24 protein-coding genes and 1 tRNA gene are annotated in these 26279 nt (G+C 61.4%); 15 read left to right on the plus strand and 10 right to left on the minus strand.

Going from position 1 to position 26279, the window contains the following annotated elements; translation table 11 throughout:
• Positions 1–11 precede the first annotated feature (11 nt).
• Both trkA and ACIQ1A_RS06085 read left to right on the plus strand, forming a co-directional pair.
• A complete protein-coding gene (gene trkA / locus ACIQ1A_RS06080; RefSeq protein ID WP_395770178.1) occupies positions 12–1391 on the plus strand; it encodes a Trk system potassium transporter TrkA in 1380 nt (459 codons plus the stop codon).
• Positions 1388–2842 (plus strand): TrkH family potassium uptake protein, encoded by a 1455-nt coding sequence (locus tag ACIQ1A_RS06085; RefSeq protein ID WP_395770179.1) that lies wholly within the window; start codon positions 1388–1390, stop codon positions 2840–2842. Before trkA ends, ACIQ1A_RS06085 begins: the two co-directional genes overlap by 4 nt.
• Before the next feature lie 10 nt (positions 2843–2852).
• Here the strand turns inward: ACIQ1A_RS06085 and ACIQ1A_RS06090 are convergent, their stop codons facing one another.
• The 4 genes from ACIQ1A_RS06090 to ACIQ1A_RS06105 all read right to left on the minus strand — a co-directional run bounded on the left by ACIQ1A_RS06090 (position 2853) and on the right by ACIQ1A_RS06105 (position 6189).
• A complete protein-coding gene (locus tag ACIQ1A_RS06090; RefSeq protein WP_395770180.1) occupies positions 2853–3221 on the minus strand; it encodes a hypothetical protein in 369 nt (122 codons plus the stop codon).
• 109 nt (positions 3222–3330) lie between these two features.
• The gene (locus ACIQ1A_RS06095; protein ID WP_395770181.1) at positions 3331–4821 is read right to left on the minus strand and encodes a PH domain-containing protein; all 1491 of its coding nucleotides are present in this window, start codon (positions 4819–4821) and stop codon (positions 3331–3333) included.
• Complete coding sequence (locus ACIQ1A_RS06100; protein WP_395770182.1) at positions 4802–5299, minus strand: PH domain-containing protein; 498 nt, start codon at positions 5297–5299, stop codon at positions 4802–4804. Before ACIQ1A_RS06100 ends, ACIQ1A_RS06095 begins: the two co-directional genes overlap by 20 nt.
• A complete protein-coding gene (locus ACIQ1A_RS06105) occupies positions 5296–6189 on the minus strand; it encodes a lipid A biosynthesis lauroyl acyltransferase (protein ID WP_395770183.1) in 894 nt (297 codons plus the stop codon). Before ACIQ1A_RS06105 ends, ACIQ1A_RS06100 begins: the two co-directional genes overlap by 4 nt.
• Positions 6190–6294: 105 nt before the next feature.
• Between ACIQ1A_RS06105 and dtd the strand changes: the two genes are divergently transcribed.
• The 3 genes from dtd (at position 6295) to ACIQ1A_RS06120 (ending at position 8731) form a co-directional block, all read left to right on the plus strand.
• Positions 6295–6732 (plus strand): D-aminoacyl-tRNA deacylase, encoded by a 438-nt coding sequence (dtd, locus tag ACIQ1A_RS06110; protein WP_395770184.1) that lies wholly within the window; start codon positions 6295–6297, stop codon positions 6730–6732.
• Between the two features lie 86 nt (positions 6733–6818).
• The gene (gene rpoD / locus ACIQ1A_RS06115; RefSeq protein ID WP_395770185.1) at positions 6819–8648 is read left to right on the plus strand and encodes an RNA polymerase sigma factor RpoD; all 1830 of its coding nucleotides are present in this window, start codon (positions 6819–6821) and stop codon (positions 8646–8648) included.
• 7 nt (positions 8649–8655) lie between these two features.
• A tRNA-Ile gene (locus ACIQ1A_RS06120) sits at positions 8656–8731 on the plus strand.
• A 43-nt stretch (positions 8732–8774) separates the two neighbouring features.
• Here the strand turns inward: ACIQ1A_RS06120 and ACIQ1A_RS06125 are convergent.
• The gene (locus ACIQ1A_RS06125; protein ID WP_395770186.1) at positions 8775–9434 is read right to left on the minus strand and encodes an outer membrane protein; all 660 of its coding nucleotides are present in this window, start codon (positions 9432–9434) and stop codon (positions 8775–8777) included.
• Positions 9435–9607: 173 nt separating this feature from the next.
• Here ACIQ1A_RS06125 and ACIQ1A_RS06130 point away from each other — a divergent pair, with 173 nt between their 5' ends.
• The 5 genes from ACIQ1A_RS06130 (at position 9608) to hemC (ending at position 13873) form a co-directional block, all read left to right on the plus strand.
• Positions 9608–10450 carry a LytTR family DNA-binding domain-containing protein gene (locus ACIQ1A_RS06130; RefSeq protein ID WP_395770187.1) on the plus strand — a complete coding sequence of 281 codons (843 nt, stop codon included), beginning with the start codon at positions 9608–9610 and terminating at the stop codon, positions 10448–10450.
• 68 nt (positions 10451–10518) lie between these two features.
• The gene (locus tag ACIQ1A_RS06135; protein ID WP_395770188.1) at positions 10519–11184 is read left to right on the plus strand and encodes an alpha/beta hydrolase; all 666 of its coding nucleotides are present in this window, start codon (positions 10519–10521) and stop codon (positions 11182–11184) included.
• Complete coding sequence (locus ACIQ1A_RS06140; protein WP_395770189.1) at positions 11181–12215, plus strand: sensor histidine kinase; 1035 nt, start codon at positions 11181–11183, stop codon at positions 12213–12215. The genes ACIQ1A_RS06135 and ACIQ1A_RS06140 overlap by 4 nt, the downstream gene beginning before the upstream one ends.
• Entirely contained in the window at positions 12199–12921 is a 723-nt protein-coding gene (locus ACIQ1A_RS06145) for a LytR/AlgR family response regulator transcription factor (RefSeq protein WP_395770190.1), read from the plus strand. Before ACIQ1A_RS06140 ends, ACIQ1A_RS06145 begins: the two co-directional genes overlap by 17 nt.
• Before the next feature lie 34 nt (positions 12922–12955).
• On the plus strand, positions 12956–13873 hold the full coding sequence (hemC, locus tag ACIQ1A_RS06150; protein WP_395770191.1) for a hydroxymethylbilane synthase: 918 nt from the start codon (positions 12956–12958) through the stop codon (positions 13871–13873).
• Here the strand turns inward: hemC and ACIQ1A_RS06155 are convergent.
• From ACIQ1A_RS06155 to ACIQ1A_RS06170, 4 genes are read right to left on the minus strand one after another with little or no spacing between them, the layout of a single operon-like run.
• Positions 13867–14757 carry a dimethyl sulfoxide reductase anchor subunit family protein gene (locus tag ACIQ1A_RS06155; protein ID WP_395770192.1) on the minus strand — a complete coding sequence of 297 codons (891 nt, stop codon included), beginning with the start codon at positions 14755–14757 and terminating at the stop codon, positions 13867–13869. The genes hemC and ACIQ1A_RS06155 overlap by 7 nt on opposite strands.
• On the minus strand, positions 14757–15494 hold the full coding sequence (locus tag ACIQ1A_RS06160) for a 4Fe-4S dicluster domain-containing protein (RefSeq protein ID WP_395770193.1): 738 nt from the start codon (positions 15492–15494) through the stop codon (positions 14757–14759). The genes ACIQ1A_RS06155 and ACIQ1A_RS06160 overlap by 1 nt, the downstream gene beginning before the upstream one ends.
• A complete protein-coding gene (locus ACIQ1A_RS06165) occupies positions 15491–18262 on the minus strand; it encodes a molybdopterin-dependent oxidoreductase (RefSeq protein ID WP_395770194.1) in 2772 nt (923 codons plus the stop codon). Before ACIQ1A_RS06165 ends, ACIQ1A_RS06160 begins: the two co-directional genes overlap by 4 nt.
• A gap of 37 nt (positions 18263–18299) precedes the next feature.
• Positions 18300–19055: a sulfite exporter TauE/SafE family protein gene (locus tag ACIQ1A_RS06170; RefSeq protein WP_395770195.1), complete on the minus strand. Its 756-nt coding sequence runs from the start codon at positions 19053–19055 to the stop codon at positions 18300–18302.
• A gap of 97 nt (positions 19056–19152) precedes the next feature.
• On the opposite strand from ACIQ1A_RS06170, the gene ACIQ1A_RS06175 reads away from it, so the two are divergent.
• Together ACIQ1A_RS06175 and ACIQ1A_RS06180 are read left to right on the plus strand one after the other, a co-directional pair.
• Positions 19153–20118: a helix-turn-helix transcriptional regulator gene (locus ACIQ1A_RS06175; protein WP_395770196.1), complete on the plus strand. Its 966-nt coding sequence runs from the start codon at positions 19153–19155 to the stop codon at positions 20116–20118.
• 8 nt (positions 20119–20126) lie between these two features.
• Complete coding sequence (locus tag ACIQ1A_RS06180; RefSeq protein WP_395770197.1) at positions 20127–21050, plus strand: patatin-like phospholipase family protein; 924 nt, start codon at positions 20127–20129, stop codon at positions 21048–21050.
• On the opposite strand, the gene ACIQ1A_RS06185 is transcribed toward ACIQ1A_RS06180, so the two are convergent.
• Positions 21029–21586 carry a lipocalin family protein gene (locus ACIQ1A_RS06185; protein WP_395770198.1) on the minus strand — a complete coding sequence of 186 codons (558 nt, stop codon included), beginning with the start codon at positions 21584–21586 and terminating at the stop codon, positions 21029–21031. The two genes, ACIQ1A_RS06180 and ACIQ1A_RS06185, sit on opposite strands and share 22 nt — an antisense overlap.
• Positions 21587–21708: 122 nt before the next feature.
• Here ACIQ1A_RS06185 and ACIQ1A_RS06190 point away from each other — a divergent pair, with 122 nt between their 5' ends.
• The 3 genes from ACIQ1A_RS06190 (at position 21709) to ACIQ1A_RS06200 (ending at position 26244) form a co-directional block, all read left to right on the plus strand.
• Positions 21709–21969 carry a hypothetical protein gene (locus ACIQ1A_RS06190; RefSeq protein WP_395770199.1) on the plus strand — a complete coding sequence of 87 codons (261 nt, stop codon included), beginning with the start codon at positions 21709–21711 and terminating at the stop codon, positions 21967–21969.
• Positions 21970–22039: 70 nt separating this feature from the next.
• Positions 22040–24130 carry a prolyl oligopeptidase family protein gene (locus tag ACIQ1A_RS06195; RefSeq protein ID WP_395770200.1) on the plus strand — a complete coding sequence of 697 codons (2091 nt, stop codon included), beginning with the start codon at positions 22040–22042 and terminating at the stop codon, positions 24128–24130.
• Positions 24127–26244 carry a S9 family peptidase gene (locus ACIQ1A_RS06200; RefSeq protein ID WP_395770201.1) on the plus strand — a complete coding sequence of 706 codons (2118 nt, stop codon included), beginning with the start codon at positions 24127–24129 and terminating at the stop codon, positions 26242–26244. The genes ACIQ1A_RS06195 and ACIQ1A_RS06200 overlap by 4 nt, the downstream gene beginning before the upstream one ends.
• The last annotated feature ends 35 nt before the right edge of the window (positions 26245–26279 follow it).

Here is a 26279-nt window from a genome sequence, read left to right on the forward strand (position 1 = left end):
GGGAAGTTGCCATGAAAATTCTCATTCTCGGCGCCGGCCAGGTCGGCAGCTCGGTGGCGGCGGCGCTGTCGGTGGAAGACCAGAACGACATCACCGTGGTCGACAGCGATGCTCATCGCCTGCGTGAGCTGACCGAAAAGCTCGACATCCGTGCGGTGGTCGGCCATGCTTCGCTGCCCAGCGTGCTGGCCCAGGCTGGGCTCGATGAGGCCGAACTGCTGGTCGCGGTCACCTCATCCGATGAAGTCAACATCATCGCCTGCCAGATCGCCGCGCAGCAGCCAGATGCACCCACGCGCGTGGCGCGCCTGCGTGAACTCGAATATCTGGCCTTGGCCAAACAGGGCCTCGGCGGCGAAGCCGCGGTCACCGCGGCCATCAGTCCGGAAGAGCTGGTCTGCCGGCATGTGGAACGCCTGATCGCCACGCCCGGTGCATTGCAGGTGCTGGATTTCGCCGAAGGCCGCGCCCAGCTGGTGGCGGTGCGCGCCCTGCACGGCGGCGCTTTGGTCGGCCATGAAATCCGCGAACTGCGCCGGCATCTGCCGCAGGGCATGGACGTGCGCGTGGCCGCCATCTTCCGCAAGGGCAAGGCGGTCAAACCGGAAGGCATAACCGTCATCGAAGCCGGCGACGAAGTGTTCTTCCTCGCCCACCAGAACGCCATCAAGGCGATGATGAGCGAGTTCCGTTCGGCCGACAAACGCCTGACCAAACGCATTTTCATTTCCGGTGGCGGCGGCATCGGCCGGCGTCTGGCGCGCTCGCTGGAAAAACGCTATTCGGTGAAAGTACTCGAACGTTCGCGTGACCGTGCCCGCGCCATCGCCGAGGATCTGCTCAACACCATCGTGCTGGTCGGCGATTGCGCCGACGAGGATCTGCTGCGCGAAGAGAACATCGACCAGACCGACGTGTACTGCGCACTCACCAATGACGACGAAGCCAACATCCTGTCGGCCATGCTGGCCAAGCGCCTGGGTTGCCCGCGCGTGGTCGCGCTGATCAACCGTGCGTCCTACGCCGAGCTGGTCGAAGGCAGCACCATCGACATCGCCATCAGCCCGCAGTCGGTCACCCTCAGCGCACTGCTCTCGCACATCCGCGAGGGCGCGCCCGAGCGCGTCTATTCGCTGCGCCGCGGCGCCGCCGAAGCCATCGAGGTGGTGGTGCGCGGCGACCGCCGCAGTTCGCGCGTGGTCGGCCGCGAGCTGGACGAACTGGCGCTGCCGGATTCGACCACCATCGGTGGCATCGTGCGCGGCGATGAACTGCTGATCGCCCACCACGATGTGGTCATCGAACCGGGCGACCACATCATCCTGTTCGTTGCCGACAAACGCGATCTGCCAGCCGTCATCGCCCTGTTCAAAGAAGTGGACTGGCAGTGAGCAACCGTACCGGCGCCATGCTGCGGGTGTTCGGCGCGGTCATCGCGCTGTCGTCGCTGATCATCCTGCCTTCGCTGTTACTGGCCGCGTTGTGGGATGAGCCGACGGTACTGCCGTTTCTGGAAGCGATGCTCCCGACGCTGGCGGCCGGTACCCTGCTCTGGTATGCCTTCCGCCACAGCCACTTCGAACTGCGTCTGCGCGATGGCTTCCTGATCACCGCCGGCATCTGGATCATTGCCAGCCTGATCACCGCCGTGCCGTTCTTTCTGGCGCTGCCCGCATTGAGCTATACCGATGCCGTGTTCGAGGCGACCTCCGGGCTGACCACGACCGGTGCCACGGTGTTGACCGGCCTGGATAATCTACCGAAGAGCCTGCTGATTTTCCGGTCCTCGCTCAATTTCTTCGGCGGCATGGGTATCGTGATTCTGGCCATTGCCGTGCTGCCGATGCTGAAGATCGGCGGCATGCATCTGTTCAAGGCCGAAAGCACCGGCCCGGTGAAGGACAACAAACTGACCCCGCGCATCGCCGAAACCGCACGCACGCTGTGGATCGTTTATCTGGGACTGAACGTGCTGTGCGCGCTGGCTTATTGGTTCGCCGGCATGAATCTGTTCGATGCCGTCAATCACGCCATGACCACCGTGGCCACCGCCGGCTTCTCCACCCACGATGCCAGTTTCGGCTACTGGGACAACGCGCTCATCGAGGGCATCGCCATCGTATTCATGCTTCTGGGTGGAGTGAGTTTCAGCCTGCACTGGTATGCCTGGCGCGCGGCCACGGTCAACCACTATCAGGCCAACAGCGAGCTGCGGGTGTTTGCGGTGATGGTGGCGGCGGTCGTGCTCATCGTCACGCTCTACCTCTGGTTTTCGGGTGAGATTACCGGGTTCGACCAATCCCTGCGCCATGCCGCATTCCAGACCGTATCGCATCTGACCACGACCGGTTATGCCAGCACCGGCTTCGCGCATTGGCCGGGAATGTTGCCGATTCTGATGATCATGCTCGCCTTCATCGGCGGCTGTTCGGGTTCCACCGCCGGCGGCATGAAAGTGGCGCGGGTACAATTGGTCGTGCAGCAGGGCCTGCGTGAACTGAAACAGCTGGTGCATCCGAAAGCGCAGTTCCTGGTGACCATGGGCGGCAAGCGCGTTTCGGAAAGCGTGGTTATCTCCGTGGCCGGCTTCTGCGCCCTCTACATCAGCGTATATCTGGTACTGGTGCTGCTGCTGTCCGCCGATGGATTGGACCTGACCACGGCGTTCTCGGCTGCTGCTGCCTGTCTGAACAATCTTGGCCCGGGGCTGGGCCAAGTGTCTTTCCATTTCCAGGTGCTCAGCGATTTCTCGACCTGGCTGATGAGTTTCGCCATGCTGGTCGGCCGCTTGGAAATCTTCACCATCCTGGTGCTGTTTATTCCATCGTTCTGGCAGGAATAATCTGCGGAAATCAGCCGTTTTCGCCATCGCGGCCGGAGAAGTCATCATTGTCCCTGAGGTGACGGATGAGTCGGTCGGAAATCAGATTGATTCCGATCCCTGCAAATAGGGCCGGCAGCAGATACAGCGAAAGCGTCAGCTCCGAGGCGAACAGGGCGTCGTCCGCAAGCGAGGGTGAATGTTTCGATTGCGCGGCCAGCGTCTGCAGAAGGTAGAACGCGGTTCCGGAGATAACCACCAGAACAAGGCCTAGGCTGAATATGGTGCTTCGCGTAGGGGTGCGTTTCGAATGGAGCAAACGCCAGAGAAGCATCGGCGCGACCATCGACATAATCACAAGAAGCCAGAATTCCAGCTCGGCAAAAGCGGTTGTTCCCATTAAATACTCCATATTCAAAGATTTTTAGATGAAAATTCACCCTTGCTGGATATCTGTACTTACAGTTAAACCAAAAGATGAGTTTTGCGATACTCGCCGGCTGTGTTCTCTATGATATTTCAGCTGCGAGCGTATCATGCAGTTGCACCGCCTCGTCGAACGGCAGATAGCATACGGCCAGCGCCGGTTCGCCCATGCCCGCATTCACCGTGTCGCAGAATACCGTAGCCATGCCATGCCGGCGGTCGAACGGTGATTGCTTCAGGTAGACCGCCTGCACTTTGCGGGTTTGCGCAAAGCGCCAGTGCTTGCCGATCCAGCCCTCGCGCACCGCAATCAAACCATTGGCGTGGGCATAGCCCGCGTGCCGCGCCCAGATTTTCGACTGCACATACAACCACGGAATGCCAAGCAGCGGCAGCAATCCGTAAACCCCGAACCAGAACACGCACGCCGTGCTGACCGGCAACAGGAAAAACGCCGGCACTTTGAACCGGCGCTGCCAGGCGTTCGGATGCAACGGCAGCCACTCGGCCACCGGCCAGGAGCCCTCCGGCAACACCGTTCCGATGATGTGCCCGATGCCGGCTTCGTCGGCAATCGGGGCCAGCGCCCAATGCGATTCCAGCTGTTCGTGCTTCTGGTTGCTGCCGGCGGCGGCATCCACCCGCAACGCGTAGCGTTTGAACCGACGCTGCAGCCAGCCCTGTTCCAATGTCCAAGCCTGAATGCGGGTGCGCGGGAGCGAGCCATTGAAACGGCTCAACAACCCCCGCGTGATCGACAGCCGGTGCGCATCGCTGCTGAGCACGAAGCCGTGGTAATGCAGCAGCGCCTGCAGAATTGATATCAGGCGCAGCAGAGTGAATGCCGCCAGCAGCACCAGCATGCCGCCCAGCACATAGGCGCCCGGTCCGCTTCCGAGATCGTCGCGGTGATTCATCAGCCAGCCGCCGACATGCTCGAAGATCGCCTGCGGCAGTTCCCAGTTGAATTGATAGGCACCGCCGATGCCGGCCGCCACCAACAGCATGCCCTTGTTCGAGATCAGGCCGAGTTTGAGCAGTTCCCGGGTCGGCAATTGCAGCAGCACCTGTGCTTCGGCTGCGGGTGCTTCGGCATCAACCGAACTTACGGGCAGTTCCGAACTGCGGATGATGCCTTGCAGGGCTTGCGCTTCGGCAAAGCCGAGGACGCGCATGCGGCCCTCTTCCTTGTCTTCGCCGCCGCCGGTTTCCAGGCGCACTTCCGCCACGTTCATCAGCCGGTGCAGCAGGCCCTGATGCAGGGTCACGTTCTGGATGCGGGTGAACGCGATATCGCGCACGGTTTTGTGCAGCAGGCCCGAGCGGATTACGATGCGGTCGCTGCCGATGCGGTAACGGAAGCTGTAATAACGCGCCACCGCCAACGGCACCATCACCCCAACGCCGAGCAGGCCCCACAGTTCATAGCGGTCGCCCTGCCCGGTAAACAGAAGGATGATGATCGGCACAATGAATTGCCGCAGCACATTGAACAGCTCGAACAGCCACGACAGCGGATGCAGCCGCTGTTCGGGAATGGCTTCCACCACAGCCTCAGAGGGCGCTGTCGTCACGGCGGCGTTCCGGAATCAAGGCGTCGCGCAGATCGGTGGCGGTCTGCAGGCTGAAGCCCTGCTGCTTCAGGGCGTGGCTTTCGGTGCCGGCGGTGTGGATCACCAGCGTGGCCAGTCCGCGCGAACGCTCCATCGGGCCGTTGTGGATGTCCAGATGCTGCACCCGCGAACGCGGAATGAAAATTTCCTGCTGCCACCAACGGCCTTTGCGCAGGCGGAAGCCGGCATCATCCAGGCGCCAGCGTGTGCACTGCCAGCGGTTGCGGCCGAAGGAAATACCGAGCAGCAGACACAGGGCGGCCACCGGCAAGGTAATGGCCAGGCCTGACCAGCCGGGCATCAGCGTCAGCGGCACCACCGTGGCCGGTGCAATCGGAATCAGGAATGGCAGCAGTCCGAACCAGAACATCAAGGGCTTTGCCGCCGGCTCCAGGCCGTTCCAGCCTTCGGCATCCAAATCATTCAGTGTGCTGTTCATTTGTAGGGGTTCTTTGCGTTCGGGTCTTGTCGGATGCTAAAGCGTTTGTAGGTCCATTGGTACTGCCGGAAGTCACGCTCGGCAATGGCCTGCACGCGCCGGTTCATGGCGGTCAATGCGATGTCCAGGTCGGCATCATGCAAAGCCGGTTCCTCGGCCTCGAACACCACATCGAAACCATCACCGCGGCGTTCGGTATAGGCAAACAGCACCGGCGTGCCCGTGCGTTGCGCCAGTTTCGCGATCAGGCTCAGGGTCAGCGCCGGGCGGCCGAAGAAAGAAATGAATTCGCCGCCACCCTTGCGCGGTTGCTGGTCCGGGGTGATGCCGACCACTTCACCGTTCTGCAGGGCGCGCATCAGCGGTCGCATGGCAGTGGCTTCGGCCGGCACCAGCTGTACATTCGCGCCGTTGCGCGCTTTTTGCAGGAAACATTCCAGCCCGGCTTTCTCCGAGGCCTTGTAGACCAGGCTGAATGGCCCGCGGGCCGCCATGAATTCGATCAGCAGCTCCCAGTTGCCGTAATGCGGTACCGCCAGCAACACGCCACGGCCTTGGGCCAAGGCGGTCTGCAGATGCGTCTCGCCATGCACCCGTTGTACTAGGCGCAATACCCGCGCCCGCGGTCGGGTCCAGATGGCCAGGGTTTCCATCAGACTTTGGCCCATCGAGCGCATCAGTTCACGGGTCTGGGTTTCACGCAGGGCGGCATCGGCCTGCGGTTGGATCAGGGCCAGATTGCGGCGGGCGATGCGGGTTTCGCGGCTGTCCAAACGGTAGGCCAGCCCCCCGAACGCCGCGCCCAGTGCGCGCAGCGCGGCCATCGGCAACAGGCCGATCAGGCGCGCAAAACCATACAAGAGGGTGCCGAACCAGGCGAAACGGGTCATCGGGTCAGTGTAACGGATTCACCCTTTTCCGGACATTGGCGGAACTTTTCGGTAAGCTCTTGGTCTAAATGTCACACACACCGCAAGCCCCGGCCCGAACAACGCATGATTGCCCTTATCCAGCGCGTCAAACAGGCCAGTGTCGCGGTGCAGGGCGAAACCATCGGTGCCATCAATACCGGTCTGTTGGCCTTGGTGGCGGTGCAGCCCGGCGATACCGAGGCATCCATTGAGCGCATGGCCGAGCGTCTTTTGGCCTACCGGGTATTCAGCGATGCCGAGGGCCGGATGAACCTGTCAGTGCAGGCTGTGGCCGGCGGGGTGTTGTTGGTCAGCCAGTTCACCTTGGCCGCCGATACCCGATCCGGTCTGCGTCCGAGCTTTACCTCGGCCGCGCCACCGGAACAGGCCTTGGCCGGTTTCAACGCCCTGGTCGAGGCGGTCCGCCGCCGGCACGATCCGGTGGCGACCGGGCGCTTCGGTGCCGACATGCAGGTCAGCCTGGTCAATGACGGCCCGGTGACCTTCTGGCTGGAAACATAAGTCAATTGGATTCAATAAGTTACTAAGAAAACCGGCCTTCTGTTATAATAGTCGGTTCCCCCTCAACCCTGGCCAGACGAGCGCATATGACCACCCCACGCAATATCAAATCGGAAATCGAGGAACTCATCGCCAAGGGCGTGGATCAGGGCTACCTGACTCTGGCCGACGTCAACGACCATCTGCCGGAAGATCTGATCGACGCCGACGAGATGGAAAACATCATCGGCATGATCAGCGGGATGGGCATCGATGTCCTTGAAACCGCGCCTGATATCGAAACTTTGCTGTTGTCCGGCCGGGGCAGTGGCAGCAGCGTCGACGTGGTCGCCGCCGAAGAAGCCGTGGCCGTGCTGTCCTCGCTCGAGAACGAAGCCGGCCGCACCACCGATCCGGTGCGCATGTACATGCGCGAAATGGGCTCGGTTGATCTGCTCACCCGCGAAGGCGAAATCGTCATCGCCAAGCGCATCGAAGAAGGCCTGAACAAGCTGCACACCGGCTTGGCCAATTTCCCGTGGATTGCCCAGCAGATCCTGTCCGATTACGAAGAACACAAGGCCGGCCGCAAGCGTTTGTCGGAAGTGGTCATCGGCTTCCTTGATCTGGAAGGTGACGAGCCGGAACTGCCGCCGGTGGTGGAAGTGGTGGAAGTGGATGACGATGCCGATGGCGAAACCGCCGTGGTTGACACCGGCCCGGATCCGCTGGAAGTGGCGCGCCGCATGCAGCTGCTGGCCGACCTGACCACGAAATTCCACAAGGCCGTCGATAAATACGGCCTGGAAAACACCCGCGCGCAGAAGCTGCGTCTGGCCATCGCCGACGAAGTACTGCGCCTGAAGTTCCCGCTGGTGCAGACCGATTCCCTGCTCGGCCGCCTGCGCGAAGTAATCGGTGAAATCCGCCGTCACGAAGCCGCGGTGCTGAAGCTGGCGGTGGATGCCGCCAAGATGCCGCGCAAGGATTTCATCAAGGCCTGGAAAGGCAGCGAGACCGATCTGAAATGGGCGGAAACCGTGATCGGCCGCAAACAGAAATGGTCCTCGGGCATCCGCGAACACAAGGACGCCATCGTCGCGCAGCAGGAAATCCTGGTCGCCATCGAGAAGGAACTGTACGCGCCGCTGGTCGAAATCAAGCGCGCCAACGATGAAATGCGCTACGGCGAGGAAATGGCACGCAAGGCCAAGAAGGAAATGGTCGAGGCCAACCTGCGCCTGGTCATCTCAATCGCTAAGAAATACACCAACCGCGGCCTGCAGTTCCTCGATCTGATCCAGGAAGGCAACATCGGCCTGATGAAAGCGGTCGACAAGTTCGAATACAAGCGCGGCTACAAGTTCTCGACCTACGCCACCTGGTGGATCCGTCAGGCCATCACCCGTTCCATCGCCGATCAGGCGCGCACCATCCGCATTCCGGTGCACATGATCGAGACCATCAACAAGCTCAACCGCATTTCGCGCCAGATGCTTCAGGAAATGGGCCGCGAGGCTTCGCCGGAAGAACTGGCCAAAGCCATGGAAATGCCGGAAGACAAAATCCGCAAGGTGATGAAGATCGCCAAGGAACCGATTTCGCTGGCGACCCCGATCGGCGACGACGAAGACTCGCATCTGGGCGATTTCATCGAAGACAGCAACATCGAGTCTCCGATGGAAAACGCCACCAACATCGGTCTGCGCGAAGCGGTCAATTCGGTGCTGGCCGGCCTGACGCCGCGTGAGGCGAAAGTGCTGCGCATGCGTTTCGGCATCGACATGAACACCGATCACACCCTGGAAGAAGTCGGCAAGCAGTTCGATGTGACCCGCGAGCGCATCCGCCAGATCGAAGCCAAGGCCCTGCGCAAGCTGCGCCATCCCTCGCGCGCCGACATCATGCGTTCCTTCCTCGATTCGGACAATCCGTAAGCCCTGCGGGCCTATAGCTCAGCGGTTAGAGCAGGGGACTCATAATCCCTTGGTCCTAGGTTCAAATCCTAGTGGGCCCACCAAACAAAACCCCGCCGGATGGCGGGGTTTTTTTGGGCTAGGCCATTAAAACTGCCAACCCAAAGCCACGGTTGCCGCCCAAGGTTGATAGTCGGCTCGAATCTGGCCCAAAGTCCCGTTTTCAGACTCTAAACGCACCGATGAGGCTTTCAGGTAGCGTAATCCGGCATCCATGAAAAAACGTTCGCCGAGTCGGTACCGTGCCCCGAAGAGTAGCTGGATGGCCGTATCCGAACCGCTGTAGGAGCGTTCGATGCCATTGTTCTCGAAATCAAAATCCACCTCCGTGAGCTTTACAACGCCGGCGCCGAGGTAGGTAGTGGTGTGCGTAGAGCCGAACAAATCGAAATCATAGACGGCATTGAGCGCAAACCCGGTTGAGGCATAGTCACCTTTTCCAACCGGTGCCGGCGGCAACAGCCCGGGGTCCTTGGCATCGACGCTTTGATAGATGAACTCGCCTTCCACCCGCCAGCCAGAGGGAAAGCCATAGCCCAAGGCTGCGCCAGCCAAGCCGCCAGATGAAAGTCGGCTGTTCGCCGTCTGAGGGTTGCCGTTCCCGGTAAAGTCCATAGCTTGATCGGATTGCGACGCTACACCGAAAATGGCGGTTGTGTACCAGCCGCCTTCGTTGGCATAGACGCTTCCAGGCGCCGATGCCAGTGCAACCAGGGTCAGGGCGCAGGGTATTTTGAAAAGATTCATAGGGGTCCTCAGGTTTTGATTGAGCGGGCAGGATGCCTCGCCTTTTTATTCTAAATTTTGCTAATCGGTAGTTTGTGAAGAAAAACAAGCAATTGCATGAGTGGCTTGCTTCTTGCACCAAAGGCAGACGAGGGCATCGACACATTCACGCAGCCGTAACGTAAAATCAGTCCATGTTCATTATGTCCTTGCGTCGTCAGGTGGTTTATTTGACCTTGTGCCTGGCGTTGTTGTTTGCCATCCTCGAGCCTCAGTCATCGCGTGGACTTGTTTTCGGTTGGGCCTTGGGCTTTTGGCTTGCACACATCGGCTGCGGACTACTGTTGGCCATGGTTGCAGCTCACGGGCTGACCCGTTGTTCTGCCTTGAACACATGGCCAGCTTGGTTGCAATTGCTGTTGGCCGGCTTATTCGGAAGTTTGGCTTTTGCACCAGTGGCCCTGGGCTTGGGGGCGATGTTTCCGTCCACCTCGGACACAATGATGTCCGATGATTGGTTGGACGTTTGGGAGCTGGCCGGCGGTTGGCAAGCATTGGTTGCCGAATGGCTGCAGTTGCTGCCCAGTTATTTGTGTGCTTGGATGCTCATCAATGCCGTGCCTCTGGTGCAGATGGCTGCGCCGAATTTGGTACCTGCACAGGCTCAGCCGGTTCTTGATTCAGATACACGTGCAGTAAATCCTCCGGACGCAAGTACCGCTTGGCTTAATCAATTGCCCATTGCGATTGGACGTAGTCTGTTAAGAATTGAAGCCGATTTGCATTATCTGAAGGTATTTACCGAAAATGGCCGAGTCATGCTGCTGGGTAATCTATCGGCGGCGACCGAACAGCTGGGCGAGCTTGGAGTCCGTGTTCACCGATCGCATTGGGTTGCCATCGATCAGGTCAAGCGGGTGCACCACACAAGTAAAGGCTGGTGTTGCGAGCTTAGAGACGGAAGCAAAATCCCTGTCAGCCGCCGTCGGGTGCGTGAAGTGCATGACCGTTTAGGTCGTGATTTCGTGGTCAACTGATTCGAAGGCCGGTATTGCCCTCACCTGATGGCTCTGCGCTATGATGCTGTGAACACTTGGAAAAAAAGATGCTGCAGACCGTTGAACACGTCACCTCGAAATACCCCGCCTGGAGCATCATCTGGCTGCATGGCCTGGGTGCCGACGGCAACGACTTCGCGCCAATCGTGCCCGAGCTGGTGCGCGACGGCTGGCCGGGCATCCGTTTCGTGTTCCCGCACGCCCCGGTGCGGCCGGTTACCATCAACGGCGGCATGGCCATGCGGGCTTGGTATGACATCGTCGGTGTCGAAATCGACAAGCGCGCCGATGAGGCCGGCATCCGCGAATCGATGGCCGAGTTGGATGCGCTGATCGGACGCGAACGCGACCGCGGCATACCGCTGACGCGCATCATTTTGGCCGGATTCTCGCAGGGCGGTGCGGTGGTGCTGGCGCATGCTCTGCGCCTGCGTCTGCCGATTGCCGGTGTTGCCGCCTTGTCCACCTATCTTCCGCTCGGGCCGGCCAATGCCGCCGAGCTGACCGAAGCCGGCAAAACCATTCCGGTGTTTATGGCGCACGGCCGGCAGGATCCGGTCGTGCCCTTGGCTCTGGGCGAGCGCAGCTGCCAGCAATTGCAGGCGCTCGGTCTCGGGGTCGAATTCAAAACCTACGCCATGCCACACAGCGTCTGTGCCGAGGAGATCCGCGATCTCGGCGATTGGCTGAGCGCCCGTTTCAGTCTGCGATGACGACCGGCAGCCGTTCCCTGTTGCCTGATTTCTGCCGGCTGCCGCGCATCGCCGCAGTCTGCGGCATCACCCAGCTGGCGGTTATTTTGCTGTTTCTGTCCCCGTTGGGGGTTTATCCCGCCAGCATGACCAGCTTTTTGGCGGCGTCCGCATTCGCACAGTGGTTGGCGCTGGCTTCGGCACTGCTCCTGTGTAAGGCCGGACCGGTATTGTCGCGTTTCAGCTCGCCACTGTCGTACGCGCTGGCGGCCACGCTCAGCGGCATGCTCTCGGCGCTGGCGGCCTGGCTGGTGTATGTCCTCGACCGCGAGTTTCAGTACCGCGCCCTGCAGCATCTGCATCCGGCGCAGTTCTGTTTAGGCACCGCCTTGATGATGGCACTGCTCTCGGCGGTGATGCTGCGCTATTTCTATGTCCGCGACCAGTGGCGCGATCAGGTCCGTGCCAATGCCAAGGCTTCGCTGCAGGCCCTGCAGGCCCGCATCAATCCGCACTTCCTGTTCAACTCGATGAACACCATCGCCGCATTGGTAAGGCGTGATCCGCAGACGGCGGAAACCGCCATCGAGGATCTGTCCGATCTGTTCCGTGCCGCGCTCGGCGATGAGAATGCCGAAGCCACGCTGGCCGAAGAACTGCAGATCGCCCGGCAGTTTCTCGCCATCGAGCAGCTGCGGCTCGGCTCGCGGCTACGGATTGATTGGCAATTGCAGAATAATCTTCCGATGCAACTGCGCATGCCGCGCCTGACCCTGCAACCGCTGTTCGAGAATGCGGTCATCCACGGTATCGCGATGTTGCCGGAGGGCGGGGAAATCCGGGTCACGGCCGAGTCCGATCGGGGCATGCTGCAACTGAGTGTGTGCAATCCGGTCGGCGATAACCAGTCCACCGCGGGCCATGGTCATGCCTTGGAGTCCATTCGCCAGCGACTGGCGCTTTACTACGGCAACAGTGCACGCCTCACCACCGACAGCAGCAATGGGCTGTTCTGCATCCGAATCGGGATTCCGCATGCCCCGGCCGCTTGACATCGTCGTGGTCGATGATGAAGCGCTGGCAGTCGAGCGTCTGGCCGGCTTTCTAGCCGACATGCCGGACTGCCATGTGCTGGCGACCGCTGCCAACGCCGCACAAGCGTTCAGCATCGCGCAGTCGCAGCAGCCGGATCTGATGCTGCTCGACATCGCCATGCCCGGCGAGTCCGGACTGGATCTGGCCAAGCGTCTTCAGCAGCTGCCGAATCCGCCTATGGTCGTGTTCTGCACGGCCTTCGACCAACATGCCGTGGCGGCTTTCGAAGCCCAGGCCGTGGATTACCTGCTCAAACCGGTGCGCCGCGAACGTCTGCGCGAAAGCATCGAACGCGTCCTTCGTCTGAAACGCGCCACGGCCGCCGATGACGGCCGGGATTTCATGGCCGCTTCCTTCGGCGGCATCATCCGCCGCATCGCGCTGGCCGATATCCATTACCTGCATGCCGATGACAAATACACCATCGTGCACCACCGCGGCGGCGAGCATGTGCTCGACCAGTCGCTGAAAGATCTGGAACAACAGCATCCGCTGCGATTGCTGCGCATCCACCGCAATTGCCTGGTCAACCGTGCGCAATTGGCCGAGCTGCGCCGTGATGGCGAAGGCCGGATCTGGGCGCAGCTGAAGGACAGTCCGAGGCCGCTGGAAGTCAGTCGCCGTTGTGCCGGCGAACTGAAGGACTGGTTCAAGGGAAATTGATGCGTGCGCCCACAGGCAATGCGATAATGGCCGTATGAAAACGCTCCGATTAGCCACCCGTGAAAGTACGCTTGCGCTGTGGCAGACCAACCATGTCGCCACGCTGCTGCGTGCCGCCCACCCCGGATTGCAGGTCGAACTGGTGCCGATGACCACCCGTGGCGACCAGATTCTCGATGTATCGCTGTCGAAAATCGGCGGCAAGGGTCTGTTCCTGAAAGAGCTGGAAGTGGCCATGCTGGAAGGCCGCGCCGATGCCGCCGTGCATTCGCTGAAGGATGTGCCGATGCAGCTGGAGCCGGAGTTCGCGCTGGCCGCCGTGCTGGCCCGCGACAATCCCTTCGATGCCTTCATTTCGGAACAGTACGCACGTCTCGAGGATCTGCCGGTCGGCGCGGTGGTCGGCACGTCGTCGCAACGCCGGCAGGTGCAGTTGAAACAGCTGCGCCCGGATCTGCAGGTGCGCGATCTGCGCGGCAACATCAACACCCGCCTGGCCAAATGTGCGGCCGGCGATTACGACGCCATCATCCTGGCCTGCGCCGGGCTCGAGCGTCTCGGCCTGCAGGAGCATATCCGTTCCGTGCTCGCACCGGACATGTGGTGGCCGGCGGTGGCGCAGGGCGCAATCGCGGTCGAAACGCTCGACGCCAACCCGGAGGTTTCCGCACTGTTCTTGCCGCTCAACTGCAAAGAGACGGAAATCCGCGTATGCGCCGAGCGCGCCCTGAACCGCCATCTGTATGGATCCTGCCATGTTCCGGTAGCGGCCTATGCCGAGTTCATCGACGACCGCCTGCGGCTGACCGGCTGGGTCGGCGACGCCGCAAACAACGCGTCCATAAGCGCGCAGGGCATGGGCGACGCCGCGCATCCGGATGCCTTGGGCGAGTTCGTGGCCGAGAAGCTGTTCGCGCGCGGAGCGGCGGCGATGCTGAAGCTGCCTCAGTAATACAGGCTCACCACATGTTTGGCTTCGGCGAAGAACAGCCAGCGCCCGATGAACACGCCGAGCATGCCGGAGATTGCGGCGATGCTATAGAGCCAGGGCAGATTCAGCGTCCAGGCACCGAGGCAGGCAATCAGCGGCAGCGCGAAGCCGAGGCCCCGGCAGCATTCGCGAAAGCGTTCGCTGTGTTTGCGCGCCAGCACGTGCACCATTTCCCGGGTGATGTAATTGGCTTCGGTGTGCGGATGTTCGAACACGTGCACGCTGCGTTCCTGCGGCAGGCCCAAGGCGCTGCTGCGCGTGAGCGCCAGCGGCCGGTCGTTGTTGCGCCAATAGCGGGTCATCAGCCAAAGAATCAACATCGCGAATATCGCCAGCACCGGCGCGAAGGTCCAGATGGCATAGATGCTGGCCAGCCACAGACCGCCGGTATAGATGCTGCTCATCAGATAAATCGGAACCACGGTCACATGCTGCCACGCGGGTACCGTGTTCAGGCTGTGGTAGATCATCACGGTGCAGACCACGGTAGCCATGCTCAATGCCATCAGTGCGACGGCCAGCGCTTTCTGCACCATGCCATGCTGCGGAAAAAACACCAAGGCCACCGCGGGTACAAAGCACAGCACGGCCAGCACGCCTTCGCGCGACAGCCAGGAGCTGCGCCATTGCGAGAATGCGCGCCAGGCGCGTTCGCGTCGGCCCAGATGCAGGGTCGAACTGAGCAGCCCGGAAATCACAAACAAGCCACCCATGCCGAGCGTGACGTAGTCACGGATGCCGAAATCGCGGTCGTGGCCGAGCAGGGACGCACCGAACCAGAACCACAGACCGTAACCGGCGCCGGACAGCGTGCTGAAAAAAATGACGGACAGGGCGGGATGCATCAGCGGCTCAGGAGTTTATCGAGCCAGCGCAGGGCACCGGGCAGTTGCGTGGAATCGAGGCGCTCGTTTTCGGTCTCGGTACATACCGGCTGTTTGTTGCGCGCCGGCAGATAGCGGTTGACCGGCTGGTAGCCGAGCTCCGGCATCAAGGCCATGCCGCCGCGCTCGCGTGAGCGCAGCGAGACTTCGGAATCCGGATCGTTGAAGTCACCGAAGCCGCGGGCCCGTGTCGGGCAGGCCTGCACGCAGGCCGGTTGCCGCTGCGCTTCGGGAATGCTCTCGTTGTAGATGCGGTCCACGCACAGCGTGCATTTTTTCATGATGCCTTCGCTCGGCGAATATTCGCGTGCGCCGTACGGGCAGGCCCAGGAGCACAGCTTGCAGCCGATGCAGGTGTCCGGATTGATCAGCACGATGCCGTCTTCGGCGCGCTTGTAACTGGCTCCGGTCGGGCACACGCTGACGCAGGCCGGCGTTTCGCAATGCAGGCAGGAGCGCGGGAAATGCAGGGTGCTGGCGGGCTGGGCATCAAGCGCTTCCAACTCATAACTGTGCACGCGGTTGAACCAGACGCCGTCCGGCGCGGCGCCGTAGGCATCGGAGTCCGGCAGTGGTGCCGATATGCCCTGGTCGTTCCATTCCTTGCAGGCGACCGCGCAGGCATGGCAGCCGACGCAGATGTCGAGATCGATCAACAGACCGAGCTTCTTGCCGCCGGTTGCAGGCAATGCGGTCATGCCGTCGCTCCCAGCGGCGTAAACTGCGGCGTGCTGAAAGCCTGCGGCTCTACCTTGCGCAGCGCCACACGCAGATCGAACCAGGCCGCCTGACCGGTAATCGGGTCGGCATTGGCGTAATCGGCATCGGGGGTCAGATCGGAAATCAGCGGGTTGAGCAGGAAGCCCTGGTTGCTTTCCGGTGCATCTGCGGAAAGTCCCCAGCTGCGCTTGCGTTTGCCGAGCGCGTTCCAGGTCCACACCGTATCGGGCTGCACGTTGTTGGTCAGTTTCACCGGTACGGTGATGGCGCTCAGATGCGAGCGCAGCTCCGCCCAGTCGCCGTCGGCCAGACCATAACGGGCGGCGGTGTCCGGATGCAGATAAAGAAAATTGCGTGCCATGATCTGCCGTAGCCAGGCGTTCTGTGATCCCCATGCGTGGTACATGAAGGGCGGACGCTGGGTCAGTGCATGCAGCGGGAATTCGGTGGAATCGGTCTGGGCGTGTTCGAACGGTGCGTACCAGAACGGCAAGGGATCGAAATAGCGGCGCACGCGTTCGCGCTCGGCCTCCGGCGGCTGCACCGTGCCGAAACCTTCGGCGGCCAGCCGGAATTTCTGCAGGGTTTCCGAATACAGCTGCAGCACCACCGGTTCGGTGTTGGCAATGAAGCCCATCGCTTTGGCCCATTCCAGATAATCACGGTTGGCCATTTTGAAATAGCGTCCGGATTCCGGAACCGCGGCATGCCAGAAGCCGCCGTTGTCGATGTAGCGTTGCAGTTGTTCCGGATTCGGAGCACCTTTGCCGTGGCTGTTGCCATCGCTGCCGCGCCAGCCGGCCAGCAGGCCCACACCGGGTGCGCGTTCATGGCGGACGATGTAGTCGGCATAATCGCGGTACAGCGGCGCGCCATCGGCATGCACCAGACCGGGCAGGCCCAGACGCGCACCCAGATCGATCAGTACCGATTGGAAGCCGCGCACATCGCGGTCCGGCGGCAGCACCGGATGCCGGAGCGCATCGGAAGCGCCATCGGCATCGGAAATCGGGCGGTCGAGCATGCTGACCGCATCGAAGCGTTCCAGATAGGTGGTGTCCGGCAGGATCAGGTCGGCATAGGCGCACATCTCGCTGGCGTAGGCATCGGCATAGATGATGGTGGGAATCCGGTAATTGCCGTGTTCGTCCTTGTCGGTCAGCCAGTGCAGCGTGCCATGCGTGTTCATGGCCGAGTTCCAGCTCATGTTGGCCATGAACATCATCAGCACATCGATTTTCCCGTGCGCGCCGGAATGGGCATTGCGCAGCACGGTGTGCATCATGCCGTGCACGGCTAGCGGGTATTTCCAGGAATAGGCTTCGTCCACCCGCAGCGGCGCGCCGTGCGCATCCACCAGCAAATCTTCCGGGCCGTGGATGAATCCCAGCGGCATCGCGTTCAGGCGGCCTTCCGCATCGCGGCTGCGGCCCGGCCGGTTGCCCGGCGGAATCGGGCGCGGGAACGGTGGCTGGTAGCGAAACGAGCCCGGGGCGTCGACCGCACCGAGCAGCAGTTGCAACAGATGCAGGGCTCGGCAGGTCTGGAAGCCGTTGGCATGCGCGCTGATGCCGCGCATGGCATGCATCGCCACCGGACGCATCGGCATGTCGGTGTGCCGGCGGCCGTTGCTGTCGGTCCAGGCAATCGGCAGACTGCGTTGGTGGTCGAATGCGGCGGTGGCCAGTTCGGCGGCCAGACGGCGGATGGTGGCTGCCGGCACGCCGCAGCTTTCGCTGGCCATTTCCGGCGAATAATCATCGCTGCCGTAGCGCGCCAGAACATGCTCGAACACCGGTTTGGCCACGCGGCCGTCGGCCAGCAGATGGGTGCCGGTCACCACCGGTGAGATGCCGGTGGCATCGGCCGGTGTTTCGGCGTGGGTGTCCCGGTTCCAGCACAGGATGCGGTCGTCGGCATCGCGTGCGAACAGACCGTGTTCGGCGGTGCCCGGCGCTTCCACGACCAGGTGGTGGGCATTGCAATAGCGCACCAGATAATCCAGATCAATCCGGCCATTGCGGATCAGCTCATGGATCAATGCCATCGCCAGCAGGCCGTCGGTGCCGGGCCGGATGCCGATCCATTCATCGGCAATGGCGCCGTAGCCGGTGCGCACCGGATTGATCGCGACGACTTTTGCGCCACGCGATTTCAGACGGCCCAGACCGAGTTTGATTGGATTGGAATCATGGTCTTCGGCCACGCCCCAGAGCATCAGGTAGTCGGTGTGCTCCCAATCCGGTTCGCCGAATTCCCAGAAGCTGCCGCCGAGCGTGTATAGGCCGCCGGCCGCCATGTTGACCGAACAGAAGCCGCCATGCGCGGCGTAATTGTAGGTGCCGAATTGCTGTGCCCACCAGCCGGTCAGCGCCTGCGATTGGTCGCGCCCGGTGAAGAAGGCCAGACGGTTCGGATCGACGGCGCGCGCCGCCGCCAGTTTTTCCGTGGCCAGCTGCAGGGCTTCATCCCATTCGATTTCTTCAAACCGGTTTTCACCGCGCTCGCCGACGCGCTTCATCGGCTTTTTCAGGCGCGCAGGAGAGTAATGCTGTTTGATGCCGGCCGAACCCTTGGCACAGATCACGCCGCGGTTGACCGGATGATCGGGATTGCCCTCGATGTAGCGGACCTTGCCGTCTTTGAGATGGACCTGGATGCCGCAGCGACAGGCACACATGTAGCAGGTGGTGCGTGCGATGCGGTCGCCGGGCGGATCGTTCAGGGCCAGTACGGGGTCGGTCATGCCCTTATTGTGGCATAAACACCTATAAGGTTCGGCTTCAGCCGCCGAAGCTTTTCCAGAGCGTGCGCCCGCTGACCACGATGATCAGCAGACCGACCACGGCCATCATCGGTCGGTGTGGAACGCGTTTGGCGATCAGGCCGGCCAGCGGTGCCGCGCAGACGCCGCCGAGGGCCAGCGCCAGGACGATTTCCCAGTGATCCAGACCGATGGTGGCAATGAATACCGCCGATGCGGTCAGGGTCACGAAAAACTCGACGGCATTGACCGTGCCGATGGTGTAACGCGTATGGTTTCCGCGCGCCAGCAGCGTCGAGGTCACGATCGGTCCCCAGCCGCCGCCGCCGATGGCATCGATCAGTCCACCGAAAAAGCCCAGCGGGCCGACGCGTTTTTCAACGTGGATGGGATTGATTTCGCGAAATGATTTCAATAGCACGTAGATCCCCATCAACACCAGATATCCGGCAATCCAGGGCTTGAGCATGTCGCCGTCCAGTTCCGTCAGTATATAAGCGCCGAGGCCGGCGCCGATCATGCCGGGAATGACCAGGCGTTTGAAGAGCGGACTGTGGACATTGCCGAAGCTGTGATGCGAGACCGCCGAGGCACCGGTGGTGAAGGTTTCGGCCATGTGCACAGTGGCACTGGCGGCTGCAGGCGGTACACCGGCTGCCAGCAGGAAGGACGAGGCGGTCAGACCATAAGCCATGCCGAGGGCGCCGTCGATTATCTGGGCGCCGAAGCCAATCAGCACGAACAGCAGGAAGGTTTGATCAATGAAATCGGGCATGTCGGAATCCGGACGACAATCGGGACGCACCCGTAGCCGTCAATTTACTCCGTTAACGTCTGCCTAGGCAAATAAGGGAATGCTATTATATTAAGCAATGGACCGTTATGACCGTATCTTCGCCCTGCACAAGCGTCTGAAAGCCGCACGCTATCCGGTGGCCGCCGATACGCTGGAAGAGGAACTGGGCTGTTCGCGCGCCACCTTGTACCGGGATGTCGGGTTTTTGCGCGATGTCCTGCACGCGCCGCTGTTGAGCACCGATGCCGGTTTCTTCTACGACCGACTGCAGAGCGACCAGTTCGAACTGCCCGGGCTGTGGTTCAGCTCCGATGAACTGCATGCCTTGCTGGCCACACACGAACTGCTCAACCGCAGCGGCGCCGATGTGCTCGGCGGCGCACTGGCGCCGCTGAAGAAACGCATCGATCTGCTGTTGGCCAATCAGAGCCAGGGCCGGCGCTGGCCGATTGAGCGCATCCGGGTGATCGGCTCTTATACCCGCCAACGGGATGAAACCGCGTTCCGTCAGGTGGCTGGGGCAGTGCTGTCGCGCAAGCGCCTGCGCTTCGATTACACCGCGCGCTCGACCGATCAATTGACATTGCGAACAGTGTCGCCGCAGCGGCTGACCCATTACCGTGATAACTGGTATCTGGATGCCCTGGATCACGAGCGTGATGCCCTGCGCAGCTTTTCTGTCGACCGCATGAAGCATGTCAAGGTGCTTGACGACGATGCCGATGATGTCAGCGAGCACGAACTCAATCTGCAGCTGACCGATGGCTACGGTATTTTCTCTGGTGCGGCCCGGCACACCGCCACCATCGTGTTTTCCGCCGAAGCGGCGCGCTGGGTGTCCGAGGAACACTGGCACTCCAGGCAAGAGGGCCGTTTTCTCGATGATGGCCGTTATGAATTGAAAGTGCCTTATTCCAATCCGCGCGAGTTGCTGATGGACGTGCTGCGTTACGGTGCTGATGCCGAAATCATCGCGCCGGTTTCTCTGCGCGAGTCGGCCAAATCCAGTCTGCAGTTGGCGCTCTCCAATTACGGCGTTTAATCACCCCCATGCATCAGGATGACGGCAAAAGTATCGCGTTGGTCCTCGGTGCTGGTGGTGCGCGAGGTCTGGCGCATATCGGTGTCATCGAGGAACTGCAGGCCCGAGGCTATCGTATCGAAGCCGTCGTCGGCTGTTCGATGGGCGCACTGGTCGGTGGCATCTACTGCGCTGGACGTTTACCGGAATACCGGCAATGGGCCTGCTCACTGACGCGTCGCGAGGTGTTCCGGCTGGCCGATTTCGCATTCGGGCATCCCGGCTTTATCAAAGGCGACCGTGTCATTGGCGTGCTGCGCGAACTAGTTGGCGAGCACCGCATCGAAGATCTGCAGATTGCGTTCAAGGCCGTTGCTACCAGCCTCGATTCGCGTAGCAAAGTATGGCTCGATCACGGTCCGCTGTTCGATGCCATCCGTGCCTCGATCGCCATCCCGATGCTACTCACGCCGCACCACTATCAAGGACAGGATCTGGTCGATGGCGGATTGCTGGCACCTTTGCCGGTATCCGGTGCGCGCGAATACGCCGGACTGCGGGTCATCGCGGTCGACATCAACGCCGCACATCCGGTGCTTGCACCCCCGGTCGCGACGGCGTCGTTAGCAGATGTTAGTGCTGTGGCCGAAGCCGAAACTCTTAGCGCAATCGAAACGGGTTGGACGCGTCTGCTGCAGAGTGTTGGCCGCCGCGGACCTTCGCCGCCGAGTATGAAGGTGAACCGTAGTCTGATGGATTTGATGTCGCGTTCGCTGAGCACCATGCACGGTTACATGACTGAAATGCAGCTGGAGCGCGACCCGCCCGATGTCTTGATCGGCATCGCATACGATGCCTGTGCCATCTACGAGTTCTGGCGCGCCGAGGAAATGATCGAGCTGGGCCGTCAAGCCGCAGCGCGAGCTTTGGATCAATCCGAAGGCGGCAGCTGATCAGGCGTCTGCGGGACGCGTTTCAGTGCGGCCGGATCGTAGCCGTAAGCCCGCAGTTTTTCCTGCAGACCGGCCAGGGTGGCGTCGTCCATCACCGGGTCACGGGCAAATACCCAGGCCAACGAGCGGTCCGGATTGCCGATGAGTGCCCAGCGGTAGTCGGGCGAAACTTCCAGAATCAGCAGTTGTGCGCGGATCAGTCCACCCCAGAAGCGCACCTGCCAGTGGGTGTTGCGGGTGTCCGGATAAACCCGTGCCGTCGCCTGCATGCGCTTTTCCGGCTGGTCGAACGCCTTCCGGTAGGCGAAAACATTGTCGATGTTGCCATCCGGCTTGAGGGCATAGATGTCGGCGGTCGCTACTTTGCCGTTCTCGGCGAAATACGGAATGTGCGAAATCACCCACCAGCGCCCCATGTAGCGCTCGAGATCGACATCGGCACTGCTGGTCAGCGGCGCCGGCTTGCCGGATTTAGCGTAGCTGTAGGCGGTCAGGCTCAGGCCGATGACCACGATTGCGATGAGGATTTTGCTCATGTGCCGTGCTCCTAAAACACTAGAATGCGCCGGCACTGCTGAAGGCGGTGTCAATTTCAGCCACTCTCAGGATTTGAGAAGCCGCATGCTGATACTGGCCCGAGACCCCTCTGGAGACCGCCATGAACGCACACATCTTCTACCGATACTGTTGGCAACTGCCTCTGCTGGCCTTGTTTTGCCTGGCGTTGGTGCCGGACCTGCCGTGGTGGCATCCCGCCGTGGGGCTTTGGCCCTTGTGGCTGCTTGCCCTGACGGGCGTAGCACTGGTGCGCGGCCTGCAGGTGGCGCACCGGCCTGTGCCGGCGGTCCGTACTTCGCAAGTGCTTGTTTTCCCTGCGCTCAGGAAACAACCCAGGGGGGCGTCCCGCAAGGCTGCGTGAAAGCGCACGGCGACGGTGAGGGGATTTATGGTATTTTCGGAGTCCCCTTTTTCCTTCAGGAAATGAATGCATGCGCCTTTCCGCCTTGATGTTGCTTGCCGGTCTGTCGGCTCCGGCCGGAGCCCAGAACATGAGTGAAGATCCGTATCTGTGGCTGGAAGGCGTTGAAGATGCCAAGGCGCTGGATTGGGTACGCACCCGCAACGCCGTCTCCGAAAAACAGTTGGCCGGCGATCCGGGTTTCGACGCCCTGCGCGGCAGCCTGCTGGAAATTCTCGATTCCAACGCCCGCATTCCCTACGTCAGCAAGATGGGCGCTTACTTCTACAACTTCTGGCGCGACAAGAACAATCCGCAGGGCGTCTGGCGCCGCACCATACTGGCCGAATATCGCAAAGAATCACCCGAGTGGGAAGTGTTACTCGATATCGATGCGCTCGGCAAAGCCGAGGGCGTCAATTGGGTCTGGGGCGGTGCCGATTGTCTGCGTCCGGCCTACGACCGCTGCCTGATTTCGCTGTCGCGCGGCGGTGCCGATGCCGAGGTGACCCGTGAGTTCGATGTTTCCGACAAGGCTTTCGTCACCGGCGGCTTCGCACGGCCCGAGGCCAAGGGTCAGATCGGATGGATCGACGCCGATACCGTCTATGTCAGTACCGACTTCGGTCCGGGATCGATGACCAGCTCGGGTTATCCGCGCCTCGCCAAGGAATGGAAGCGCGGCACCCCGATGTCCGCGGCCAAAACCGTCTATGAAGGCCAGGAATCCGATATCTCGGTCGGTGCGTACCGCGACCACACGCCGGGCTTCGAACGCGATTTCGTGTACCGCGGCCTGACCTTCTACACCAACGAGCTTTACCTGCGCGGCAAGGCCGGAGCGCTGACCAAGCTGGATCTTCCGGATGGCGCCCAGAAAAGTGCATTCCGCGAATGGCTGAGCGTGGAGCTGCGCCAGCCGTGGACGGTCGGCGGCCGGGACTATCAGGCGGGCAGCCTGTTGGCCATCCGTCTCGAGGCGTTCCTGTCGGGAGCACGGAATTTCGACGTGTTGTTCGAGCCGGCGCAGAACACCTCGCTGGCCAGCAGCGCGGTGACCAAGGACCACGTGATTCTCAATGTGCTGGAAGACGTCAAGAACCGTCTGTATGTGCTGACGCCCGGAAACAACGGCTGGACCCGCGCGCCGCTGGTCGGGGCCCCGGCTTTCGGCACGGTCGGCATCAGCGCCGTGGATGCTGAGGAGTCCAACGACTATTTCATGACCGTCACCGACTATCTGACCCCGACCTCGCTGCTGCTGGGCACGGTCGGCACAGCACCTGAAAAACTGAAAGAGCTGCCGAGCTTCTTCGATGCCAGCCAGCATGAAATCAGCCAACAGTTCGCCACCAGCAAAGACGGCACCCGCGTGCCCTATTTCATGGTGTCGAAAAAGAATCTGGTGCGCAACGGAAAAAATCCGACGCTGTTGTATGGGTATGGCGGTTTCGAAGTGTCACTGACGCCGAGCTATTCGGCAGGCGTGGGCAGGGCCTGGCTGAGCCAGGGTGGCGTGTATGTGGTCGCCAATATCCGTGGCGGAGGCGAGTATGGGCCGCGCTGGCACCAGGCAGCACTGAAAGCCGATCGCAACAAAGCTTATGAAGACTTCGCGGCGGTGGCCGAAGACCTGATTGCGCGCAAGATCACCACGCCTAAGCACCTCGGTATCCAGGGCGGCAGCAACGGCGGCTTGTTGATGGGCAACATGACCGTGATGTACCCGCAGCTGTTCGGCGCCGTGGTCTGCCAAGTGCCGCTGCTGGACATGAAGCGCTATCACAAGCTGCTGGCCGGTGCGTCCTGGATGGCGGAATACGGCAATCCCGACACCGACGACTGGAGCTTCCTGAAGGCCTATTCGCCCTACCAGAACGTGCGCAAGGACGTACGTTATCCGCCGGTGCTGTTCACTACCTCGACCCGCGACGACCGCGTGCATCCGGGCCATGCCCGCAAGATGATGGCACGCATGCAGGACCAGGGCCATGACGTGACCTACTACGAAAACATCGAAGGCGGCCATGGCGGCGCGGCCAACAACGCCCAGTCGGCCACTATGTCGGCGCTGGCCTACACCTTCCTGAAACAGAAACTTTTCCCGGGGACCGAGCCATGAAATCCATCTGCAATGCCCTGCTGCTCGCCTCGTTGACCTGGAGTGCCCTCGTGTCCGCCGAATCCCCGAAACCGCCCGTGATCGCCAAGAAAGCGCATGCCGTGACCGCGCCGCACGGCGCCATCCGCAACGACGATTACTACTGGCTGCGTGATGACACGCGCAAGAACCCCGAAATGCTGGCGGTGCTGAACGCTGAAAACGCCTACGCCGATGCCATGCTCGCTTCGTCCAAGCAGACCGCCGGAAAACTCTATGCGGAAATCACCGGCCGCATCAAGCAGGATGATTCCTCGGTGCCGTTCCTGCGCAAAGGCTACTGGTATTACACCCGCTTCGAAACCGGCAAGGATTACGCCATCATCGCCCGCCGCAAAGGCAGCATGGAGGCGCTGGAAGAAATCCTGTTCGACCAGAATGTCATGGCCGAAGGCAAGGGCTACTTCGCCATCGGTGATTATGAGATCAGCCCGGACAACCGTCTGGTGGCCTGGGCCGAGGATGCGGTCGGACGCCGCCAGTACACGCTACGCGTCAAGGATCTGGTCACCGGCGCCGTGTTCACCGACACGGTCGAAAACATCGAAGCCAACATCATCTGGGCCGACGACAACCGCACCCTGTTCTACATCGAGAAGGATCCGATCACGCTGCTGAGCAAGCGGGTCAAGACCCATGTGCTGGGCACGGCCGCCAAAGATGATGTCTTGGTGTACGAAGAGACCGATGACAGCTTCTACATGGGTATCAGCCGTACCCGCTCCGATGCCTATATCTGCATCGGCGTGCAGAGCACGGTCAGCTCGGAAATGCGTTGCACCTCGGCGGCCAAGCCCGGAAAATTCACCGTATTCGCGCCCCGCCAGCGCGATGTCGAGTACAGTGCCGACCATCTCGATGGCCGCTGGGTCATCCGCACCAACTGGAACGCACCGAACTACCGGCTGATGACGCGCGACGATACGGCCGCCGACGGTGAGCGCAAGGCCTGGAAAGAGCTGGTGTCGCACGCCGGGGATGTGTTCATCGAGGGCTTCGAGCTGTTCAAGGACTACATCGCCATTGAAGAGCGTTCCAATGCGCTGCTGCGCCTGCGCACGCTCGCCGCCGATGGCAAGAGCGCGTTCGTGGCCAGCGACGAGCCGGCCTACACCATGGGCCTGAACGTCAATGCCGAACCGGACACCGATTGGCTGCGCTATGCCTATACCTCGCTGACCACGCCGAACACCGTCTACGAAGTGAACATGGGCACCGGCGAGCGCCGGCTGCTCAAGCGCGATCCGGTGCTGGGCGGCTATACGCCCGAGGATTACGTGACCGAACGCCTGTGGGCAACAGCCCGCGACGGCAGCCGCATTCCGGTGTCGGTTGTATACAAAAAAGGCTTCAAGAAAGACGGCAAGGCCGCGCTGCTGCAGTATGCCTACGGCAGTTACGGTGCCAGTACCGATCCGCGCTTCTCGATCATCAACGTCAGCCTGCTCGACCGCGGCATGGTTTATGCCATCGCGCACATCCGCGGCGGCCAGGAAATGGGCCGCGCCTGGTACGACAACGGCAAATTGCTGAATAAGAAAAATACCTTCACCGACTTCATCGATGTCACCCGCTTCCTGGTCAAAGAAGGTTATGCCGCGAAGGACCGCGTTGCCGCTTACGGCGGTTCGGCCGGCGGACTGCTGATGGGCGCTATCGCCAACATGGCCCCGCAGGACTACACGCTGATCATCTCGCAGGTGCCGTTCGTGGATGTGGTCACCACCATGCTCGACGAAAGCATTCCGTTGACCACCAACGAGTACGATGAGTGGGGCAATCCGGCCGACCGCAGCTACTACGACTACATGCTCAGCTATTCGCCCTACGACAATCTCGAACGCAAGGCCTACCCGACCGTGTTCGTCGGCACCGGCCTGTGGGATTCGCAGGTGCAGTATTTCGAACCGGCCAAGTACGTAGCCAAGCTCCGCGAATTCAAGACCGGCCCGAATCCGGTCGTATTCCGGGTCAATATGGAAGCCGGCCACGGCGGTAAATCCGGGCGCTTCCGGCGCTATCAGGAAAGTGCCGAACAGTTCGCCTACATGCTGGAAGTGCTGGGCGTTCGCTAAGGCGCTGCGCGAGATCAGTCCAAAGGGCCTGCAAT

The organism is Arenimonas sp. (assembly GCF_044353605.1).
Taxonomy (GTDB): Bacteria; Pseudomonadota; Gammaproteobacteria; order Xanthomonadales; family Xanthomonadaceae; genus Arenimonas.

What these genes read in the sequence shown, in the direction of transcription:
- trkA (WP_395770178.1), top strand. Translation starts at nt 12, where the DNA reads ATGAAAATTCTCATTCTCGGCGCCGGCCAGGTCGGCAGCTCGGTGGCG.
- ACIQ1A_RS06090 (WP_395770180.1), bottom strand. Translation starts at nt 3,221, where the DNA reads ATGGGAACAACCGCTTTTGCCGAGCTGGAATTCTGGCTTCTTGTGATT.
- ACIQ1A_RS06100 (WP_395770182.1), bottom strand. Translation starts at nt 5,299, where the DNA reads ATGAACAGCACACTGAATGATTTGGATGCCGAAGGCTGGAACGGCCTG.
- ACIQ1A_RS06105 (WP_395770183.1), bottom strand. Translation starts at nt 6,189, where the DNA reads ATGACCCGTTTCGCCTGGTTCGGCACCCTCTTGTATGGTTTTGCGCGC.
- dtd (WP_395770184.1), top strand. Translation starts at nt 6,295, where the DNA reads ATGATTGCCCTTATCCAGCGCGTCAAACAGGCCAGTGTCGCGGTGCAG.
- rpoD (WP_395770185.1), top strand. Translation starts at nt 6,819, where the DNA reads ATGACCACCCCACGCAATATCAAATCGGAAATCGAGGAACTCATCGCC.
- ACIQ1A_RS06125 (WP_395770186.1), bottom strand. Translation starts at nt 9,434, where the DNA reads ATGAATCTTTTCAAAATACCCTGCGCCCTGACCCTGGTTGCACTGGCA.
- ACIQ1A_RS06130 (WP_395770187.1), top strand. Translation starts at nt 9,608, where the DNA reads ATGTTCATTATGTCCTTGCGTCGTCAGGTGGTTTATTTGACCTTGTGC.
- ACIQ1A_RS06135 (WP_395770188.1), top strand. Translation starts at nt 10,519, where the DNA reads ATGCTGCAGACCGTTGAACACGTCACCTCGAAATACCCCGCCTGGAGC.
- ACIQ1A_RS06140 (WP_395770189.1), top strand. Translation starts at nt 11,181, where the DNA reads ATGACGACCGGCAGCCGTTCCCTGTTGCCTGATTTCTGCCGGCTGCCG.
- ACIQ1A_RS06145 (WP_395770190.1), top strand. Translation starts at nt 12,199, where the DNA reads ATGCCCCGGCCGCTTGACATCGTCGTGGTCGATGATGAAGCGCTGGCA.
- hemC (WP_395770191.1), top strand. Translation starts at nt 12,956, where the DNA reads ATGAAAACGCTCCGATTAGCCACCCGTGAAAGTACGCTTGCGCTGTGG.
- ACIQ1A_RS06155 (WP_395770192.1), bottom strand. Translation starts at nt 14,757, where the DNA reads ATGCATCCCGCCCTGTCCGTCATTTTTTTCAGCACGCTGTCCGGCGCC.
- ACIQ1A_RS06160 (WP_395770193.1), bottom strand. Translation starts at nt 15,494, where the DNA reads ATGACCGCATTGCCTGCAACCGGCGGCAAGAAGCTCGGTCTGTTGATC.
- ACIQ1A_RS06165 (WP_395770194.1), bottom strand. Translation starts at nt 18,262, where the DNA reads ATGACCGACCCCGTACTGGCCCTGAACGATCCGCCCGGCGACCGCATC.
- ACIQ1A_RS06170 (WP_395770195.1), bottom strand. Translation starts at nt 19,055, where the DNA reads ATGCCCGATTTCATTGATCAAACCTTCCTGCTGTTCGTGCTGATTGGC.
- ACIQ1A_RS06175 (WP_395770196.1), top strand. Translation starts at nt 19,153, where the DNA reads ATGGACCGTTATGACCGTATCTTCGCCCTGCACAAGCGTCTGAAAGCC.
- ACIQ1A_RS06180 (WP_395770197.1), top strand. Translation starts at nt 20,127, where the DNA reads ATGCATCAGGATGACGGCAAAAGTATCGCGTTGGTCCTCGGTGCTGGT.
- ACIQ1A_RS06185 (WP_395770198.1), bottom strand. Translation starts at nt 21,586, where the DNA reads ATGAGCAAAATCCTCATCGCAATCGTGGTCATCGGCCTGAGCCTGACC.
- ACIQ1A_RS06190 (WP_395770199.1), top strand. Translation starts at nt 21,709, where the DNA reads ATGAACGCACACATCTTCTACCGATACTGTTGGCAACTGCCTCTGCTG.
- ACIQ1A_RS06195 (WP_395770200.1), top strand. Translation starts at nt 22,040, where the DNA reads ATGCGCCTTTCCGCCTTGATGTTGCTTGCCGGTCTGTCGGCTCCGGCC.
- ACIQ1A_RS06200 (WP_395770201.1), top strand. Translation starts at nt 24,127, where the DNA reads ATGAAATCCATCTGCAATGCCCTGCTGCTCGCCTCGTTGACCTGGAGT.